16 protein-coding genes and 2 pseudogenes are annotated in these 16,759 nt (G+C 45.7%); 13 read left to right on the top strand and 5 right to left on the bottom strand.

What is annotated here, in order from left to right; translation table 11 throughout:
• Positions 1 to 288 precede the first annotated feature (288 nt).
• Positions 289 to 669: a hypothetical protein gene (locus H8K33_RS19300; RefSeq protein WP_186892702.1), complete on the top strand. Its 381-nt coding sequence runs from the start codon at positions 289 to 291 to the stop codon at positions 667 to 669.
• Between the two features lie 297 nt (positions 670 to 966).
• Positions 967 to 1,599: a head GIN domain-containing protein gene (locus H8K33_RS19295; RefSeq protein ID WP_186892701.1), complete on the top strand. Its 633-nt coding sequence runs from the start codon at positions 967 to 969 to the stop codon at positions 1,597 to 1,599.
• Positions 1,600 to 1,715: 116 nt separating this feature from the next.
• Here H8K33_RS19295 and ald read toward each other — a convergent pair whose 3' ends face one another.
• Positions 1,716 to 2,831, bottom strand: coding sequence for an alanine dehydrogenase (ald, locus tag H8K33_RS19290; protein WP_186892700.1), 1,116 nt, complete (start codon positions 2,829 to 2,831; stop codon positions 1,716 to 1,718).
• Positions 2,832 to 3,364: 533 nt separating this feature from the next.
• On the opposite strand from ald, the gene H8K33_RS19285 reads away from it, so the two are divergent.
• Together H8K33_RS19285 and H8K33_RS20025 are read left to right on the top strand one after the other, a co-directional pair.
• Entirely contained in the window at positions 3,365 to 3,946 is a 582-nt protein-coding gene (locus tag H8K33_RS19285) for a DUF6151 family protein (RefSeq protein ID WP_186892699.1), read from the top strand.
• Between the two features lie 64 nt (positions 3,947 to 4,010).
• Positions 4,011 to 4,402: pseudogene (locus H8K33_RS20025) on the top strand (SRPBCC domain-containing protein).
• 224 nt (positions 4,403 to 4,626) lie between these two features.
• Here the strand turns inward: H8K33_RS20025 and H8K33_RS19275 are convergent.
• The gene (locus H8K33_RS19275; protein ID WP_222612449.1) at positions 4,627 to 5,070 is read right to left on the bottom strand and encodes an Lrp/AsnC family transcriptional regulator; all 444 of its coding nucleotides are present in this window, start codon (positions 5,068 to 5,070) and stop codon (positions 4,627 to 4,629) included.
• Between the two features lie 196 nt (positions 5,071 to 5,266).
• Here H8K33_RS19275 and H8K33_RS19270 point away from each other — a divergent pair, with 196 nt between their 5' ends.
• The 7 genes from H8K33_RS19270 (at position 5,267) to kce (ending at position 13,543) form a co-directional block, all read left to right on the top strand.
• Positions 5,267 to 6,448 carry a KamA family radical SAM protein gene (locus tag H8K33_RS19270; RefSeq protein WP_186892698.1) on the top strand — a complete coding sequence of 394 codons (1,182 nt, stop codon included), beginning with the start codon at positions 5,267 to 5,269 and terminating at the stop codon, positions 6,446 to 6,448.
• Positions 6,449 to 6,539: 91 nt separating this feature from the next.
• On the top strand, positions 6,540 to 7,586 hold the full coding sequence (gene kdd / locus H8K33_RS19265; RefSeq protein ID WP_186892697.1) for an L-erythro-3,5-diaminohexanoate dehydrogenase: 1,047 nt from the start codon (positions 6,540 to 6,542) through the stop codon (positions 7,584 to 7,586).
• A gap of 93 nt (positions 7,587 to 7,679) precedes the next feature.
• The gene (kamB, locus tag H8K33_RS19260; protein ID WP_246443746.1) at positions 7,680 to 8,699 is read left to right on the top strand and encodes a lysine 5,6-aminomutase reactivase subunit KamB; all 1,020 of its coding nucleotides are present in this window, start codon (positions 7,680 to 7,682) and stop codon (positions 8,697 to 8,699) included.
• 122 nt (positions 8,700 to 8,821) lie between these two features.
• Positions 8,822 to 10,372 (top strand): lysine 5,6-aminomutase subunit alpha, encoded by a 1,551-nt coding sequence (kamD, locus tag H8K33_RS19255; protein WP_186892695.1) that lies wholly within the window; start codon positions 8,822 to 8,824, stop codon positions 10,370 to 10,372.
• Between the two features lie 10 nt (positions 10,373 to 10,382).
• Positions 10,383 to 11,147, top strand: a complete 765-nt coding sequence (kamE, locus tag H8K33_RS19250; RefSeq protein ID WP_230408567.1) for a lysine 5,6-aminomutase subunit beta — start codon at positions 10,383 to 10,385, stop codon at positions 11,145 to 11,147.
• A 217-nt stretch (positions 11,148 to 11,364) separates the two neighbouring features.
• Positions 11,365 to 11,775, top strand: coding sequence for a 3-aminobutyryl-CoA ammonia lyase (gene kal / locus H8K33_RS19245; RefSeq protein WP_229827341.1), 411 nt, complete (start codon positions 11,365 to 11,367; stop codon positions 11,773 to 11,775).
• 946 nt (positions 11,776 to 12,721) lie between these two features.
• The gene (gene kce, locus H8K33_RS19240) at positions 12,722 to 13,543 is read left to right on the top strand and encodes a 3-keto-5-aminohexanoate cleavage enzyme (RefSeq protein ID WP_186892693.1); all 822 of its coding nucleotides are present in this window, start codon (positions 12,722 to 12,724) and stop codon (positions 13,541 to 13,543) included.
• 86 nt (positions 13,544 to 13,629) lie between these two features.
• Here the strand turns inward: kce and H8K33_RS19235 are convergent, their stop codons facing one another.
• Both H8K33_RS19235 and prfA read right to left on the bottom strand, forming a co-directional pair.
• Positions 13,630 to 14,421 carry a hypothetical protein gene (locus H8K33_RS19235; protein ID WP_222613502.1) on the bottom strand — a complete coding sequence of 264 codons (792 nt, stop codon included), beginning with the start codon at positions 14,419 to 14,421 and terminating at the stop codon, positions 13,630 to 13,632.
• Between the two features lie 313 nt (positions 14,422 to 14,734).
• Positions 14,735 to 14,896 (bottom strand): annotated as a pseudogene (gene prfA, locus H8K33_RS19230) (peptide chain release factor 1); the annotation flags it as partial.
• A gap of 383 nt (positions 14,897 to 15,279) precedes the next feature.
• Between prfA and H8K33_RS19225 the strand changes: the two are divergent.
• Positions 15,280 to 15,522: a hypothetical protein gene (locus tag H8K33_RS19225; protein ID WP_186892691.1), complete on the top strand. Its 243-nt coding sequence runs from the start codon at positions 15,280 to 15,282 to the stop codon at positions 15,520 to 15,522.
• A 59-nt stretch (positions 15,523 to 15,581) separates the two neighbouring features.
• Positions 15,582 to 16,028, top strand: a complete 447-nt coding sequence (locus H8K33_RS19220; protein WP_186892690.1) for a hypothetical protein — start codon at positions 15,582 to 15,584, stop codon at positions 16,026 to 16,028.
• 68 nt (positions 16,029 to 16,096) lie between these two features.
• Here the strand turns inward: H8K33_RS19220 and H8K33_RS19215 are convergent, their stop codons facing one another.
• Positions 16,097 to 16,756, bottom strand: a complete 660-nt coding sequence (locus H8K33_RS19215; RefSeq protein WP_186892689.1) for an OmpA/MotB family protein — start codon at positions 16,754 to 16,756, stop codon at positions 16,097 to 16,099.
• Positions 16,757 to 16,759: the final 3 nt, after the last annotated feature.

Raw genomic sequence — 16,759 nt, 5'->3', positions numbered from 1 at the left:
CATTTCTGCGTGTTTTTTTGATCATCCTAAAGATGTAGGGGAACAAGTTATTTCTGGATTTGCAATGCGCCAGCAGGAATCGAAATGGACTTCACCATAGACAAAGTTGATAGTGAAAATTTGGTGGCCAGAATTTTTTCGAAAAATATTTCAAATTCGTGTCAACACAAAAAAACCTGAGCCCGTTATGGGAGTACGCAGCGAATACTGCGCAACAGCAAGACAAAATAAAGTTGTACCGGAATACAAAACTCACATTTATTCATTTGATCTACATAGGAATTCATCATGAAAAAAATCGCATTGACTATCATCGCAACGACATTGTCTATGAGTGCTGCATTCGCTAGTACAGAACAAGCGCCAGCTGCCAGCGCGACAGCAAAAGCTGCTTCAGCTGTGGCTCAAGTAGCGGCTCCTAAAGCAGCAGCTGCAGCAAGTTCTGCTTCTAGCACTATGGCAAGTGCGGCAGCGAAGGCTGCTAGCGTTCCGGCTACAGCGCCAGCAGCAAGTGCAGCTAGTGTCCCTGCGGCAGCAAAAGCAGCAGCCAGTGCCGATGTCAAAGGCGCACCAGCGAAGCATGCAGATAAAGCCGTCAAGAAGATGGAAAAATCGGTAGAGAAAGCAACTGAAAAAGCAGCAGCTTCTGTACCAGCAGCAAGTAAATAAATTGGTTAGTTCTCTGTATGTTCAGCTGCATAAAATGTAGCCTGGAAAGAACTAAAAAAGTGTAAAAACAAAACGGCGCTTCTGGCGCCGTTTTGCATTATTAGATTTGCTTAAGAGTCGTTTGACAACTGGTGGCAATTGATAGGCTGAAAAGATCTTGCAGTTGATCCGGTTTTTTTGCATTCTGCTCCTAAGATCTGACACTTCATCTTTTTTCGCAGACAATGTCCCAAAATGCTGGCAAACTAGCTTCACTCGATGTAGATCATCGCTTATTCATTAAGGACGGAGTTCATCATGCGCAAATTAGTCGTTTCATGTTTCACAGTTGGTTTAGTGCTAGCCAGTTCTATCGCTGCAGCGGGTGAACAAGTACGTAAAGTTTCCCCATTTAGCACCATTCGAACACAGGGTGCTTTATCTGTTGAAGTGGTCGTCGGTAGCTCGCATTCAATTACCGTGAAGGGTGACGATAAATACATGGATAAAATCATTACCGACATCGCTGGTGATGAGCTCTTAATCAGCTACAAAGAAAAGAAAAATATTCGTATTTCTGATGATTTAAAAGTAGTCGTAACGATGCCTGCTTTGACCAAGTTTAAAATGGAAGGTGCAGGTTTGACGACAGTCAGCAAAATTGCTGGTGACCGATTTGAATTGAATTATGAAGGTGTGGGTCTGTTAAAAATGAGTGGCAAGGTGCGTGATTTTAAATTGCGCGCGCAAGGCGTGGGCTTTGTCGATGCAAAGGGCTTGGTTGCCGAGAATGTTGATGCGACCGTAGAAGGTATCGGTTCGGTTGAAGTTACTGCAACGGAAAAACTCAAGGCGAATGTGCAGGGCATCGGTTCATTAAATTATTTCGGCAATCCTAAATCTATTAGTAAAACGGTCGACGGCATAGGCGGCGTGAGTGCGGGAAAATAATTCTCTAAGCGCTATTTTTGCTTTCTGCTAGGTCAACAGACCCTAAAATATAAAAGCCAGCTAGAATAAAAATTCTCGCTGGCTTTTATGCATCAGTCCCAATTATCTGGAAGCAATTAATTCAATACACTGTCTGCAGTTACATGTTGATAGCCTAGGTCGTGCGCAACAGCTGCGTAAGTCACTTTTCCTTCACAAACATTCAAGCCATTGCGCAGATGTATGTCGTCACGTAGGGCTTGCTTCCAGCCTTTGCTTGCTAAGGCAACTGCGTGCCCAACCGTGGCATTATTTAGCGCAAACGTGGAAGTGCGTGCGACCGCACCAGGCATATTCGCTACGCAGTAATGAATGACCCCATCAACGACATAAGTCGGTTCAGCGTGTGTGGTGGCATGCGAGGTTTCAAAACAACCACCTTGATCAATCGCCACATCGACGACGACAGCACCTTTTTTCATGCGAGAGATTAAACTACGGCTTACCAGCTTCGGTGCAGCTGCGCCAGGGACTAATACGCCACCGATCACCAGATCAGCAGACAATACCGCCTCTTCAATTGATTGTGCGTTGGAATAAACCGTCGAAATACGATTCCCATACACCAAGTCTAATTGGCGCAAACGATCAATACTCTTATCCAGCACTGTTACTCGTGCACCCGTGCCAACAGCCATTTGCATCGCATTGGTACCAACAACACCAGCACCGATAATCACAATATGGGCTGGTGCTACACCCGGGACGCCACCAAGTAATAAACCCATGCCGCCTTTGGATTTTTCCAGATGTGCTGCACCTGCTTGGATCGACATACGACCTGCGACTTCGCTCATCGGTGCTAGTAGCGGTAAGCCACCGTTTGCGCCAGTGATGGTTTCATAAGCGATACAGATGGCGCCAGATTTCACGAGCGCTGCGGTTTGTTCTGGATCGGGTGCCAGATGTAAGTAGGTGTACAAGATTTGACCAGAACGCAGCATCGCACATTCGACTGGCTGAGGTTCTTTGACTTTGACGATCATCTCCGCACGTTCAAAAATCTCTTTTGCTGTATCAACTAGCTCAGCACCTACCGCCAGATACTGTTCATCGCTTAATCCGATTTCGGTGCCTGCATTTTTTTGTACTAATACTTTGTGGCCACGTGAAGTCAACTCACGCACTGAAGACGGAGTCATGCCCACGCGGTATTCGTGGTTTTTAATTTCTTTGGGTACGCCTACGATCATGATGTCTCTTTCTTTATTTCGGAAACTTCGTTTGAAGGTTTTGTGGAAATAAAAGCGTCGGGAAAATAATCCCGACGCTTCTTTTTTTGTTGTTGTATTGGACTAGATGGGTAATCAGCCGAGATTGATTATGACACTAGAAAAACCTAGCAATTCATTAACACAAATCAAAATTTGCTTTTGCTGACCTGGGGCAATTGTGCATTCGCACAATGTATGGAAAATGTTACAGATCGATCTGCATTGTATTGAAAACGAAACAGGAGATGATCAAGTAAGCTTTGGAGAAGGTTTGCGTGAACTGTCGCCTGCTCAGGTCTTCCACGTCTTAACTGCGCTTAGGTCGTCAATAAAGAATGTTGAAATTGAATAGAGATTGAGTTGCTATTCCATACAAGCTAGCATTCCTTCTCTTCTATTTTTATCATGTAATTTGAAGTTTTAGAATAGTTGAATACTGAAAGGGCTTTCCGCTTGATATTGCGAGTTCGCCGAGTAAGTCACAATTGCTGTCTTTTTTATTGAGGAAAAATATGCACGCCATTCAATGCCAATGCGGTCAGCTTCGAGCACACGTCGAAGGCGAAGGTGTTCACAATCATATCGTTTGCTATTGCAGTGATTGCCGTGCTTTCGCACATTTTCTTGGACGAGCCGAGCAAGTGTTAGATGCGCAAGGAGGGACAGAAATTGTCCAAATCAGTCAAGCGCGTTTGCGCTTTGTTCAAGGCCAAGAGCATCTAGCTACGGTACGTTTGAGCGACAAGGGCATGGTACGTTGGTATGCCGCGTGTTGCAAAACACCTTTAGGCAATATCATGCCAGATCCTAAGATGGCCTTTATTGGATTAATTCATAGTGCATTGGACCGTAAAAATATTGAAAAAGATTTTGGCCCGGTGACTGCTTGGATGGAGACGCAAGCAGCAATTGGTGAGCCGAAACCAGTGCAGAAAGGTGTGCTCCCAGTGGTCTTGCGTTTTATTCGGATGAGCTTGGGTGCGCGGCTGAGCGGTAGTTATAAACAATCGCCTTTGTTTAATGCCGAAGGCCAAACAATTGTGCAAGCAGAAATTATGACACCGACGCAGCTCAATGATCTTAAAAAACGATAGCGCATTGAGCGGAGAGAGTTATTTTGTTCGAAGCTCAGCCTAGATGTAGAAATAAGGAAAAATCATGTCAACAAATACTGTCAAGTTCCACCGAGTGATACGCACCAACCCAATTAAACTTTACCGCGCATTTGTCGAAGCCGACGTGATGGCGAGGTGAATTCCACTTTTTGGCTTTACCTGCAAGGTACATCATATGGATCCGAAAAATGGTGGCACGCTTACAATGTCCTCCCGCAATTTCTCGACTGGCAATGACCACTCTTTTGGCGGCGAATATTTGGAAATGATGCCGGAAGCTTGTTGCGTGACCGAGACTAACTTGATGATCCGGCTATGCCAGAAGTGATGGCGGTGACGGTCAACTTCAGACAGGTGATTTGTGGCACTGAGTTGAGTGTTACACAGGAAGGGATTCCGGAAATGATTCCAGTGGAAATGTGCTATTTAGGCTGACAAGAATCTTTGATGTAGTTGGCGAATTTGGTTCAGCCTGACATTCCGGGTTGACTTTATTTAGGTAGAAGCGAAATTAGTGCAGAATTACTAGGCAGTAAAAACTGCATTTTTTTCAGTAGTTTGAATTTTTTCATAGGTTTAATGTCGTTAATATTCCGGTAGGTATTGGGATTCGCGGTGCTCAGCACCCACCTACTCACCTATCACGATTGTTTATCGTATCACTCTGGCCTATCCAACTTAGTCGACAACAAAATCGTCGAAAACGTATCCACCACGCCTTTAATCAAACGTATCTTATCAATCACCGCATCGAGTTCGTGGGTTGATTCTGTCGATAGCATGGCACACAAATCGTAGCGACCGCTGACCGTATAGAGCTTGATGATTTCATGGCGCTTGGTCAGTGCGCGCATGATTTCTGGTTCGTGTTGCGACTCTATTGAGATCAAGACCATCGCGCGTATGCTGGGGCGGCTGCGGCTGACTGAGATGTCCACTGTGTAGCCGCTAATGATGCCGCGATCTTCTAAGGATTTTAAACGTAACTGGGCTGTGCTGCGGGCACAGCCTAGGGCTTTTGCCATCGCGACAATGGGCAAGCGTGCATTCACTTTGAGTAGGTCAATGATTTGCTGGTCGAGCGGGTCTATCTTGTTGGGCATGGCGAATTTCGGCTAGCTTTCAGGCATTTTGTTTGAGTGTCATGCATTATGACTGATTTTTGTCTGTTGTTTAAGTCATTTTGTGCGTTTGTGGCGGCACAACTCGTCTTTACACTGTCTCCCTGTCACCCACATGGGTATTCACCTTATTTTGCCGCTTACTGGCTTTGATTAGCTATATAAAGAGAGAGACATCATGGATCAAAAAGTCGAATTCAATCCTATCAAAAAATTACTGACACGCGAAGAATTAGACGCATACGATCCAGAGTCTGAATCTTGGCAGAAACAGTTCACGCGTCGTTATTCTCATCATTCTGAATTGATGGGCGTATTGAATAATGTGGAAGACGTGGATAACACAGTCTACAAAAAATTCGCGGTGGCGATTACACCGTACATGGCGCAATTGATGGACAAAGATGATCCAAATTGCCCAATCCGTTTGCAATACATGCCTTCCCATCATGAACAAACCATTCCAGGTTTCGCTACTTCTTTGGATCAATTAGGTGAAGAAGGCGATACGATTCCTGGTACTAGCGTGGTGCATCGTTATCCACGTCGTGTGTTGTTCTTGGTCTCCAATACTTGCGCAACTTTGTGCCGTTTCTGTACACGTAAGCGTATGGTGTCGCAACCTGATGGCTCCGTCGCTAAAGACGAAATCGAAGCTTCTATCGATTACATCGCGAGCAACCCACAGATTGACGACGTGCTCTTGTCTGGCGGTGATCCGCTGACATTTACTGACGAACGTTTGGATTACATACTCGGCGAATTACGTCGTCGCGCGCCGCATGTACGTTTCTTGCGCATGGGTTCACGTATGGTCGTGCAATTGCCAACACGCGTCACGCCAGAGTTGTGTGCGGTATTGGAAAAGCATCGCGTACAGATGATCAATATCCATATTGGTCACCCAAAAGAAATCACACCTTTGCTGCGTCAACGTGTGAAGATGATACAAAAAGCCGGCATCATGATGGGCTTGCAAACTGTCTGCTTGAAAGGCGTGAATGATGACGTCGAAGTGATGCGTGATTTGTTTATGCAAACGATAGAAATGGGCGTGCGCCCTTACTACGTGTATTCCACAGATATGGTCGAAGGCGCCGCGCATTTCATCGTGCCACATCACCGTATGATCGAATTGTATGAAGGCTTGCGTGGTTGGATCAGTGGTCCAGCGGTGCCAACCTTCGTGGTTGATGGCTTGGGTGGTTTGGGTAAATTGCCTATTATTCCTACCTATGTACGTGAAGAAGAATTACCTGATGGTAGCGGTACGACGGTGAAGTGCCGTAACTACAAAGGCATGACGATTGATATGCCTGGCTTGGGTCATAACTTTAGTTTGCCTACGCGTAGTAATTAATTGAATATCTCGCTTTAAAAGCCCTTCTCCCGTAAGCGGGAGAAGGGATAATTGCGGCGCTCATCCACCAAATTTCTTCATTCTGCTCATCATGACATTCACAACCCCAAGCTCTCCATACGGTATCCATCGCGTCGTTGAACCCCTAGGCGTCCTGCCGCAAGGCGCATGGAAAATCGATAACACGATGGAGATCACTGATAATGAAATCTTGATCGATGTTTCTGCTCTGAATATCGATGCTGCCAGCTTTACCCAAATCAAACAAGAAGCAAATGGCGATGTAGCCAAAGTCGCTGAGATCGTGAAGGGCATAGTCGAGAAACGTGGCAAGCATCACAACCCTGTGACAGGCTCCGGCGGTATGTTGATCGGTACGATCTTAGAAATTGGTTCTGCACTCGCAGATAAAATAGATCTGAAAGTCGGCGACAAGATTGCCACGCTGGTCTCTTTGTCTTTGACGCCTTTGCGCATCGACGAAATCGTTAAGATCCATATGCAAAAAGATCAGATCGAAATCAAAGGAAAGGCGATTTTGTTTGAAACTGGTTTGTACGCCAAACTCCCAGATGACATTGACGAAAAGATGGCGCTCGCGATTTTGGACGTGGCGGGTGCGCCTGCACAAACAGCACGTTTGGTGAAAGAAGGCGACACAGTTGTCGTCATTGGTGGTGGTGGGAAATCCGGCACTTTATGTGTTTATGAAGCGAAAAAACGTGCTGGTAAAAATGGCTGCGTGATTGGCGTTTCACCATTTGAAAAAGATTGCCAACGCATGCAAGAATTGGGTTGGGCAGATCATACTCTGCAAGTCGATGCGACCAATGCTTTGGCTTTGATGGAAGCCGTAGCGAAAGTGACCAATGGCGCGATGGCAGATCTCGTCATCAATTGCGTGAATATTCAAAACACTGAAATGGGCAGCATCCTGTCGACCAAACAGCACGGCAAAATCTATTTCTTCTCGATGGCAACTAGCTTCACCGCTGCAGCACTCGGCGCGGAAGGCGTTGGTAAAGATGTGGAAATGATCGTCGGTAATGGTTATGCGACTGGTCATGCAGAACACTCATTAGCTTTATTGCGCGAGAGTGAAAAACTGCGCCAGTTGTTCACGGAACTCTACGTTTAATCACATAGAAAGTCACTGACGATGGAGTTCAAAAATCCCACTTTAAGTAATATACAAACCAGCCCGTTATGGCAACGCATACACGACAGTGGCATGCAAACTTTAGCGGTCATGGGTATGACAAAAAATACCGGTAAGACCGTGGCGATGAATCATGTGCTGGCGCAAGCAGCGGCGGCACAAGTCGATATTGGCTTGACCTCGATAGGTCGCGATGGTGAAGATAGAGACCAAGTATTTTTCAATCCTAAACCACCGATTATGGTGTGGCCGGGCAATCTGGTCGCTACTGCACGTGAGACTTTGCAGCGCGCTAAGGTTCGTTGGAAATTAATTGATTCGACTCAAATCGACAGCCCTATGGGTGAGATTTTGGTCGTAAAAGTTTTGGAATACGGCGAGATGGAAGTCGCTGGTGCATCGCGTGGTAGTGATCAGTTAAAAGTGATTGCACGTCTACGGCAATGCGGCGCTAGTTTAGTGATTTTAGACGGTGCTTTAGGACGCAGTCATCATGCTTCACCGGCGATTGCGGATGGCGTGATTTTGGCGACCGGTGCGGCTATCGGTGGCGGCATACAAGATGTGATTCGCAAGACTCGCGATCGTCTCGGCATTCTCGGTATCAAACAAGCGGATGCTAGCGTCAAAGCGCAATGTGAAGCGGTATTCACACAAGGCGGCGTTGGCGTTTGGGATGCAAACGGTAAGACGCTTTTCTTGGAAGAAATTGCAACCCTGAATGCGGGTGCAAAACTGATGGAATACATCGATGCAGATGTAGGCACAATCGCTGTTAGTGGCGCAGTCGGGCGCAATCTATGGCGTGCTTTGAGCAGCTTGGCGGAACGGCATCCCGCATTGACCGTGGTGGTTGCCGATGGCACAAAATTATTTATAGAAAATACCGATTTATTGATCTTTCAAAAACTCGGTGCGAAATTGGTCGGGTATCGTGGCATCAATTTGACCGGGATTACCTTGAATCCATTCTCGCCCATGGGTGGCAGCTTTGAGGCTGCTGAGTTTTTGGATGTGGCGAGAGGTGCGTTTGTCGGCTATGACGTGTGTGATGTTGTGCTAGAAGCGACATCGGACGAAAAAATTAAATAACGCCTGCGCAAAACCGCCTCAGCGTTGTTGTGTCACCTTGTCGTACAAATGTACTGCCTTCGGTGACACGCCTAGCTGAGACAATTTTGCGCAAGCACTATTACAGAAACAGGAGAAGCAGCATGAGCCATTTACAATTAGATCAGGCACAAATCGATCGCGCACGTGATTCCGCCCGCCGCATCGCGCGTCAGGTCTTCGATGAAATGTCGCAGTACACAACGACGACAGTAGAGCGCGCGACTTTGCGTTTGCTCGGTATCGATGGTATTGATGAAAATTATGTGCCTTTGCCGAATGTGGTTGTTGATCATTTGCAAGCGCAAAACATCTTGCAACATGGTGCCGCACCGATCGTGGTCGCTGCCATGCAGGAACAGAATATGAGCGCGCAAGAAGTTGCTGAAGCCGTGTCTAAAGGCACACTGACTTTGACTTTGCCAAAAGATGCAGATACTGCGCGCAAGGCAACGGAAGCACAAGCCGCATTGATGTGCGAACACATTGCGAATCAACGTACATTCCGTGCCAAGCAAATCGAAACTATGGGCGAAGCACCAACCCCGTGGCTGTATTTAATCGTCGCCACTGGTAATATTTATGAAGACGTGGTGCAAGCACGTGCGGCGGCAGAGCAGGGCGCGGACATTATCGCGGTGATCCGTTCTACTGGCCAGAGTTTGCTCGACTACGTACCTTATGGTGCAACCACAGAAGGCTTTGGCGGCACTTACGCGACGCAAGAAAACTTCAAATTAATGCGCGCTGCTTTGGATGAAGTTGGCGAAAAACTCGGTCGTTATATTCGCCTGACGAACTATTGCTCAGGCCTATGTATGCCAGAGATCGCTGCGATGGGCGCGATTGAACGTCTCGATATGATGCTCAATGATTCTATGTACGGCATTATTTTCCGTGACATCAATATGAAGCGTACCTTCATCGATCAATTTTTCTCACGTATGGTGAATGCTTACGCGGGCATTATCATCAACACTGGTGAAGATAACTATCTGACGACTGCCGATGCTTATGAAGCTGCACACACGGTTTTGGCATCGCAACTGATTAACGAACAGTTCGCGTATTTGTCCGGTTTGCAGCCAGATCAAATGGGCCTCGGTCATGCATTTGAAATTCACCCAGAATTAGAAAACGGCTTCTTATGGGAAATGGCGCATGCGCAGTTAGTGCGTCAGGTTTTCCCAGACGCCGCATTGAAATACATGCCACCGACCAAACACATGACGGGTAATATTTTCAAAGGCCAGGTACAGGACACCTTGTTCAATATCGTCAGTACCGTGACCAATCAAAACATTCACTTGCTCGGCATGATGACAGAAGCGATTCATACGCCATTTATACAAGATCGTTTCCTTGCTATTCAAAATGCCAAGTACGTGTTTGGCACCATGAAAGATCTGCATTCTGAAATCGAATTTAAATCTGGCGGTTTGATAGAAACGCGTGCGCAAGAAGTGTTGGCAGAAACCGAAAGTATCTTGGCAGATATTGAAAAAATGGGTCTGTCGGCAGCGATTGGTAAAGGTACTTTTGCAGAAATCTCACGCACACCAACTGGCGGCAAAGGTTTAGCTGGCGTGATTACTAAAGCAGCGGATTACTACAATCCTTTCCCACAATTGATGTTGCCAACACAGACAGCGTAAGGAGAAAAACATGACAACAATGGCTGATATCAAAAAACCAGAGCAATGGGTTAAGCCTTATGGCGACACCATGAACGATGGTCGTGTACAGGTCTCTTTCACTTTACCGGTTGCACTCGATGAAACCTCCAAAGAAGGCGCGAAACGTCTGGCTTTGTTGATGGGCTTGGAAGAGCCAGCGGTCGTGCATTGTGAAGACATGGGTAAGGGCTTTAGTTTTTATGTGGTGTATGGTCAGTGCAAACATCAGGTCGATTTATCGAGCTTCCAGGTCGTGAAACCAGAATACGAAACTTTGGACAAAGACGGTATTAATGCTCTGATCGCCGAAAAAATGGGACGTCGTATGGTGGTGATCGGTGCTTGTATTGAGACCGATGCGCATACCGTCGGCATTGATGCGATCATGAACATGAAAGGTTACAACGGCCATAAAGGTTTAGAGAGCTATCACGAAGTGCGTGCCATCAATATGGGCGCGCAGGTCGATTCAGAAGAATTGATTGCCCGTGCAATTGAAGAAAAAGCGGATGTGATTTTGGTTTCGCAAGTGGTGACGCAGAAAAATATTCACCTCGATAATTTGACCAAACTGTCTGATTTGCTAGAGGCAGAAGGTTTGCGTGATAAAGTGATCTTGGTTGTTGGTGGTCCGCGTATCAGTCACGAATTGGCGAAAGAGCTCGGTTACGATGCTGGCTTTGGTACTAAGTCGTATGCTGAAGATGTGGCGTCGTTTGCGATTCACGAATGGATCAAACGCAAGGCGGCTTAATCGAATATGTACCCTCTCCCGCAAGCGGGAGAGGGGTAGGGTGAGGGTGGTTCAGAAACGATGAAATCCTTGGCGCTCAAAAGACAGCGGTGAAGGCCGGTCTCTTGTTCAAAATAATTTTATCCGAATTAGAACCACCGTCAAAGCATGCTTTGACTCCCCAACTCTTCTCCCGCCTGCGGGAGAAGGGAGTGTTGATCACAATTCAAAAGAGGTAATGATGGAAGATTTATCCAAATACACGAGCCTGATTCGTCTGCGTATGGGATCGCATGATGCGCACTATGCGGGCGATCTGGTCGATGGCGCGAAGATGTTGAATTTGTTTGGCGATGTCGCTACGGAACTCTTGATTCGTAGCGATGGCGATGAAGGTTTGTTTGTGGCTTACGACAATGTGCAATTTATGGCACCGGTGTTTGCAGGTGATTATATTGAAGCGACAGGTCGTATTGTTTCTATGGGTAAGACGTCGCGTAAGATGGAATTCGAAGCGCGTAAGGTGATTTCGCCTGCGAAGATTGCTGGGCAGGTTTCTGCTGCTGATGTGTTGGCAGAGCCTGTTGTGGTTTGTAAGGCTTCTGGGACTTGTGTGGTGCCGGCGGATTTTCAGCGGATTAAACGTTGATTGTTTTTTGTTGAGCATTTGCTGATGTAGGATATGGCGACATTATAGGTGCTAATCAAAAATGGAGTTTTGCTCGCAACGACTAGTGTGCTCGTCTTACTCCTTCCCCTTCAAGGGGAAGGTCGGGATGGGGATGGGGTGTCGCTGGGAAAATAGAGTTAATATTTTCAGTAAGGTTGATTGTTTTTTTGATCGTATTTGTTTTTGTCGTTGATCTGCGGCCTGTAGGTCGGGGGTAGCCCGACAGCTAGTTACCTTTTTTGCTTCGCCAAAAAAGGTAACCCAAAAAAGGCGACCACGCTGCCACTGGCCTTCGGCTTCCCAATTGAGCAAGACAAAAAATGGGAAAGCCTTGAAACTCGCTATGCTCAGACAACAAGGCTTTCTTTATCCATTTTCCGTCCTACACAATTGGCAGTGCCAGAAGTGGATGAAAGTCAAAATCAAAATCAAAAGCAACGACACATAACAGCTAGTAGAAAAATGAATGGCTATCGATATTGATTGTTTTGATGTTGGGGTTGGGTTTGAATTTGACCTTCCCCCGTTTGAGACGATGTAATTTGCGCTTCACAGAAAATGGATAAGAAAGTGTTGTTGTCTGAGCGTAGCGAGTTTCAACACTTTCCCATTTTTTGTGATGCGCAAATTATGCGGAAGCGAAGCGTAAGCACCCCGAAGGGGCGAGTCTACGGTCGCCTTTTTTGGATTACCTTTTTTGGCGAAGCAAAAAAGGTAATTGGCTGTCGGGCCACACCCGACCTGTGAACGTTGAGCAAACGCGAACGTTAGAACGCAGTACAAAAGAAAAAACAGCGCGGGTTGCACCCGCCCTACAAATGAGTAAATTGATTAGTATGAGAATTGAAGTAGAAAAGAAAATAAAAAACATTTCAAACAATAAGAATTAGTCAGCGTAACATCGCGCAAAAAAACGAGGCGAAAAATGGAAAAACTCATCATCACAGCCGCCCTAACAGGCGCAGAAGTCACCCGCGAACAACAACCCAATCTCCCCATCACCCCAGACGAAATCGCCGATGCTGCATTTGAATGCGCCAAAGCAGGCGCGTCCATCGTCCACGTACACGGACGTTACGATGATGGCACCCCAACCCAAGACAAAGAAGTCTATCGCCAAATCATCACAAAAGTCCGCGAACGTTGCGACGTGATCGTGCAAGTGTCGACTGGCGGTGCAGTCGGTATGACCGCACAGGAACGCCTCGCACCAGTCACACTCAAACCAGAAATGGCAACCCTGTCGATGGGATCAGTCAATTTCGGTAACGACGTGTTCGTGAATCACCCCGACGACATGGATATCTTCGCGACGACCATGAAAGACTTGGGCGTAAAAATTGAGTATGAAGTATTCGATACTGGCATGATCACCACCGTGAATCGCTGGTTGAAAAAAGGCTTAATCACTGCGCCATTACACGTCGATTTCGTGCTCGGCATTCCTGGTGCGATGTCTGGTACACCAGAGGCATTGATGTATATGCGTTCGCAATTGCCAGCAGATGCAAGTTGGACGGTCGCTGGTATCGGCGCAGCACAACTGCCATTGGCAACCATGGCGATCATACTTGGTGGTCACGTGCGTGTTGGATTTGAAGATAATGTGTACTACCGCAAAGGTGAACTCGCTAGCAGCAACGCACAATTAGTAGAACGTGTGGCACGCATCAGTCGTGAGCATGATAGGGCGGTTGCAACGCCGGATGAAGCACGTAAGATTTTGGGTATGCCAGCGCGAGCTTAAATAAGTTTTAGACGTAAAACAAAAGCCAACTTAGATGCATACTCTAAGTTGGCTTTTTTGCGTGCTTTACAAATGACGAATGTGATCTATTTCTTTAACACTAACTCTGGTTCTGGAAAGTCACCGACAGTTTTGATGTGACTAAAGTCTTCTGATAACAATTTTGGGAGAGCAGCATTGCTTTCAGGATAGGGATAGTCGAGTATCCCTTGTACGCCGATTTCCTGGAGAAACTTGAGAGACGGAAAATACATTGCGTCAGCATAGGGATTGCTAATAACAAAAGAAATTTTTGAGTTCTTTTTTAGTGACTTTCGAAGTCTTTTTTCCATAAGCTTCTGGCCTCGATCATCCCAATCGAAAGTGTATCTTTTGCCGTCTATGGTAAGTACCAATATTCGTTTTGCCTTCGGTGCGATCGGCATTTTTTTGTAAAACTGTGCATTTATCGTGCTTAGCGTATCTAAATTTAGATCGACTTTTTTGAGCAATTCCCATTCTGAAATCTGTAATCGCTTTAGCCCCTCTTTGCCGGTGTAGTCGTCTTTGTTTAAGTTTCCAAGTTCAAATTGAGCTCTCAGATCCTCACTATTTTTTAATGAAACCGCACCGTGGAATCCCAAAACGCTATCGACTAGCAAACTTTTCTTCCGTGCCGCCAAGAATAAATAGTTTGCGCAAGACGACATACAATAACCATCAACAACGAGGCTAAGATTTTGATCGATGATCTGATTGCCGATTAACATAGCTTCTTCGCCATCTCCGCCCGAAGAGCGAACACGAAGAGTCGTGGTTTCTGGTGTGAGATGGGCAAGTAGTGCTTGAAAACTTCCTTTGACGATTTCTCCTTGATATGAGACGGTCGCTGTATCCAAGCGTTTGATTTCGTAATCTTCAGCGTTTGCAACAATTGACGTGAAGATGGTGAACGCGAACGCAGTCGTTTTGCAGAGCTTCATTAGATGATGTTTGTGCATGGTTGAAAAAAACGTGAAAGAAAATCAATTATAGCCATGTGTTGATTTTTTGAAAATGCTCAATCTAGCTTGAGCTCTTGGCTATTTGGTCTGCTGAGGTTTGAGCGGGGCATGAGTTAGTACGCAGAATGATGGATATAAAAAAGCGCAGATAGGTTTTCGAAACCCTATCTGCGCTCAAATTCATTTATTCAAATGATGTCAATCGAACTTAATCATCCCCCAAACTAGCCAACAACTCAGCCTGATGCTCAGCCACCAGCGCATTGGTCAGTTCGGTCAAATCTCCATCCATCATGAAATCGAGTTTGTACAAGGTCAGATTGATACGATGATCCGTCATGCGGCCTTGTGGGTAGTTGTAGGCGCATATTTTATTCGCGCTGAAGCGTTCGCAGGTGAATTTTTTTGAAGCCTAGATGTACTTGGGGCTTGTATTATTGAAACGATGTGAACAATGTCTTTCAGTTCTGTTTGCTTTGGTCGATCTATATGGCAGAGCATATAGGTACTCAAACCTAAAATCTCTCGAACAGTTGAAAGCGTAACACCCTATTGATAATAGGCTGGTGCATTTCGATCAACGACGCATTCTGACGTATCTACAGTCTATTCTAGCGCTGCGGACAAAAGCCGCATGACTAAAGGATAGATCTATGATTAGTAAGGCGTCTCACGACAGATTCTTTTCTCTCCAATCTCAACGTGCTTTTCGGCACTTTTGTGCATGGATTTTCGGAGTCCAGGATTTCGGTAATGAACCTAATTCGTCTGGAGAAAACCATGTACATGCCTGATGTAGAGTTTATAAAATTCAGTTGCCCAGAATGCGGATGGACGATTGTTGTACCGCAAAGTAGCGATGTGATCATCATGCACGACCAATGTGAAAATGTTTGCCAGAAGCCCTTGCAAAGTCAAAAAATCTCCATTTTAGAAGCGATGCTAAGTAGCCCGATGACCGCACTTAGCGCAATTAAAAGGCGAGTCGGTAGGTAAGGGTCGTCACTTGAAAAAAGTAGTTCACTTATTAACGTAACATTAGAAGGATTTAAAGCATGAAGAAAATATTTATGGCAGCACTCGTTTTTTCCACTATCACCTCAATAGCCCATGGTGCTGAAGGCAAATGGACAGAAGGCTACGGTCAAGGCAATTTGGAGTATTTCATCGACTTTAGCGGTAAACGTTTGCTGATCAGTTGTCCTACGCAAGAGGGGAGTGCGGATGTGATGTCTAGTGTAACAATCTACACCATTCTGAATAATAAGGAAGAGCGTCAATTCACCATCAATGCTGGCGGCACTTCCTTTGATGGGCCATTTAATGCAGACAGTCGCGCAAGCGAATCCAATTTTCATGGACTAATCAATGCTTTGCGCAAGGGCGATGCGGTGCTCAAAGTGGGCAAGCAAACGTACAAGCTGCCAATATCGAACGCGGTGAAAGTTTTACCTGCACCAGGATCTAAGAGTTTTGTTTGTAATACGATTTTTAGTAACTAAAAATAATGAGGAGGCAACCTCGGTTGGTCTCCTCATTTTCATATTTTCGCAAAATTAATGGAAGTTGATTATTTTGCCGAAATTGTTGCTGCATCTAGCACTGAAAAGTGCATCTCTACTCGTCGATTTCTGGCATCTCCAGGTTGGATACCATTGATTGGTTGAGAGTCACCATAACCAGCCACAACAATTCTTTTAGCCGTATCAGTGTCGATTCCACCAATTAGCAAACGACGTGCTTCACGAGCGCGAGCTGCCGAGAGCGTAAAATTATCATCATAAACAGTGCAAAATCTCACGTAGTCAGTGACAGGTTTTGATACAGGAAGATTATCAGTGTGTCCCTCGATAAAAACCTGACTTTTGATTGACGCATTCAGAAATTCAGCGACTTTGTCCTGAAAAAAAGCCACGGATTTTCTCGTTTCAGGTGAAATGCAAGCACTACCGCGTTCAAATACATTGTCGCGCAGTGTGACTTTACCTGATGGTACATCCACGGAAACTAATTGGTCTGCGCCATTTTTTTCCACTAGATTTTTGAGCTCATTTAAAGTATCTGAAATTCGATTTTTTTTCAGTGAGGCAATTTCATTCATTTCCTTTTGATGTTGGAGCTCAGACTGTTTTTTCTGTAATACAGATAAAACTAGAAGTAACATAACAACGGCCAATAACCCAGCCATCAAATCAGAGATTGATACCCACTCGTTTGGTTTATCTTTCATTTA

This window comes from Affinundibacterium amnicola (assembly GCF_014284275.1).
GTDB lineage: Bacteria > Pseudomonadota > Gammaproteobacteria > Burkholderiales > Burkholderiaceae_D > Undibacterium > Undibacterium amnicola.
Note: the sequence above shows the minus strand (reverse complement) of the source record. Positions and strands in the feature narration are given on the sequence as shown.

Excerpts from the sequence above, each read along its gene's own strand:
- H8K33_RS19285 (WP_186892699.1), top strand. The coding sequence starts at position 3,365 with ATGCACGCCATTCAATGCCAATGCGGTCAGCTTCGAGCACACGTCGAA.
- kce (WP_186892693.1), top strand. The coding sequence starts at position 12,722 with ATGGAAAAACTCATCATCACAGCCGCCCTAACAGGCGCAGAAGTCACC.
- kamB (WP_246443746.1), top strand. The coding sequence starts at position 7,680 with ATGCAAACTTTAGCGGTCATGGGTATGACAAAAAATACCGGTAAGACC.
- H8K33_RS19225 (WP_186892691.1), top strand. The coding sequence starts at position 15,280 with ATGAACCTAATTCGTCTGGAGAAAACCATGTACATGCCTGATGTAGAG.
- kdd (WP_186892697.1), top strand. The coding sequence starts at position 6,540 with ATGACATTCACAACCCCAAGCTCTCCATACGGTATCCATCGCGTCGTT.
- H8K33_RS19300 (WP_186892702.1), top strand. The coding sequence starts at position 289 with ATGAAAAAAATCGCATTGACTATCATCGCAACGACATTGTCTATGAGT.
- kamD (WP_186892695.1), top strand. The coding sequence starts at position 8,822 with ATGAGCCATTTACAATTAGATCAGGCACAAATCGATCGCGCACGTGAT.
- H8K33_RS19215 (WP_186892689.1), bottom strand. The coding sequence starts at position 16,756 with ATGAAAGATAAACCAAACGAGTGGGTATCAATCTCTGATTTGATGGCT.
- H8K33_RS19270 (WP_186892698.1), top strand. The coding sequence starts at position 5,267 with ATGGATCAAAAAGTCGAATTCAATCCTATCAAAAAATTACTGACACGC.
- H8K33_RS19220 (WP_186892690.1), top strand. The coding sequence starts at position 15,582 with ATGAAGAAAATATTTATGGCAGCACTCGTTTTTTCCACTATCACCTCA.
- H8K33_RS19275 (WP_222612449.1), bottom strand. The coding sequence starts at position 5,070 with ATGCCCAACAAGATAGACCCGCTCGACCAGCAAATCATTGACCTACTC.
- H8K33_RS19295 (WP_186892701.1), top strand. The coding sequence starts at position 967 with ATGCGCAAATTAGTCGTTTCATGTTTCACAGTTGGTTTAGTGCTAGCC.
- ald (WP_186892700.1), bottom strand. The coding sequence starts at position 2,831 with ATGATCGTAGGCGTACCCAAAGAAATTAAAAACCACGAATACCGCGTG.
- kal (WP_229827341.1), top strand. The coding sequence starts at position 11,365 with ATGATGGAAGATTTATCCAAATACACGAGCCTGATTCGTCTGCGTATG.
- kamE (WP_230408567.1), top strand. The coding sequence starts at position 10,383 with ATGACAACAATGGCTGATATCAAAAAACCAGAGCAATGGGTTAAGCCT.